We start from the raw sequence: 1,616 nt of genomic DNA on the forward strand, positions 1-1,616 counted from the left end.
CGGGTTGTGGGTTGGTCGTTTGTTGAGAATTGCACAGTGGACGCGAGCATCTTTGTGGTCAAGTTGTCAAGGGCGAACGGTGGATGCCTTGGCACCAGGAGCCGATGAAGGACGTGGGAGGCCGCGATAGGCCTGGGGGAGCTGTCAACCGAGCTGTGATCCCAGGGTGTCCGAATGGGGAAACCTGGCTGGAGTCATGTCCAGTCACCCACACCTGAACACATAGGGTGTGTGGAGGGAACGCGGGGAAGTGAAACATCTCAGTACCCGTAGGAAGAGAAAACAAATAGTGATTCCGTGAGTAGTGGCGAGCGAAAGCGGATTGAGGCTAAACCGGTTGCGTGTGATACCTGTCAGGGGTTGCGTGGTCGGGGTTGTGGGACCCTGCTGAACAAGCTGACACTTGTTCGAGGAGTTATAAAGTCAGTGGCTAGTCGAACAGTCTGGAATGGCTGACCGTAGACGGTGAGAGTCCGGTAGGTGAAAGTTGCTGATCTTCTGTGGGTGTTCCCGAGTAGCGGCGGACCCCTGTAATCTGCCGTGAATCTGCCAGGACCACCTGGTAAGCCTAAATACTTCCTGGTGACCGATAGCGGACGAGTACCGTGAGGGAATGGTGAAAAGTACCCCGGGAGGGGAGTGAAATAGTACCTGAAACCGTTCGCCTACAATCCGTCGGAGCCTTGCGGGGTGACGGCGTGCCTTTTGAAGAATGAGCCTGCGAGTTAGTGGCATGTGGCGAGGTTAACCCGTGTGGGGGAGCCGTAGCGAAAGCGAGTCTGAATAGGGCGATTCAGTCGCGTGTCCTAGACCCGAAGCGGAGTGATCTAGCCATGGGCAGGCTGAAGCGCGGGTAAGACCGCGTGGAGGGCCGAACCCACCAACGTTGAAAAGTTGGGGGATGACCTGTGGTTAGGGGTGAAAGGCCAATCAAACTCCGTGATAGCTGGTTCTCCCCGAAATGCATTTAGGTGCAGCGTCGCGTGTTTCTTGCCGGAGGTAGAGCACTGGATGGTCTAGGGGGCCCACAAGCTTACCGAAATCAGCCAAACTCCGAATGCCGGTAAGTGAGAGCGCGGCAGTGAGACTGCGGGGGATAAGCTTCGTAGTCGAGAGGGAAACAGCCCAGATCACCAGCTAAGGCCCCTAAGCGTGTGCTAAGTGGAAAAGGATGTGGGGTCGCATAGACAACCAGGAGGTTGGCTTAGAAGCAGCCACCCTTTAAAGAGTGCGTAATAGCTCACTGGTCAAGTGGTTCCGCGCCGACAATGTAGCGGGGCTCAAGCACACCGCCGAAGCTGTGGCATTCACATTTTTATCTCGCTTGGACTTGATTCCTTGTGCAGGTGTGTGGATGGGTAGGGGAGCGTCGTGCCGGGGGTGAAGCAGCGGGGTGACCTAGTTGTGGACGCGGCACGAGTGAGAATGCAGGCATGAGTAGCGAAAGAAGGGTGAGAAACCCTTCCGCCGGATGACCAAGGGTTCCAGGGCCAGGCTAATCCGCCCTGGGTGAGTCGGGACCTAAGGCGAGGCCGAGAGGCGTAGTCGATGGACAACGGGTTGATATTCCCGTACCCGCGAAAGAGCGTCCCTGATGAACCTCGTTGTGCTAACCA

At 56.7% G+C, this 1,616-nt stretch carries 1 rRNA gene; it reads left to right on the forward strand.

Annotation, left to right across the window (positions count from 1 at the left end):
- Positions 1-56: 56 nt before the first annotated feature.
- Positions 57-1,616: ribosomal RNA gene (locus ACGFIR_RS31570) — 23S ribosomal RNA — on the forward strand; the annotation flags it as partial.

This window comes from Micromonospora sp. NPDC049051 (assembly GCF_043197575.1).
In the GTDB taxonomy this organism is placed as follows: Bacteria; Actinomycetota; Actinomycetes; order Mycobacteriales; family Micromonosporaceae; genus Micromonospora.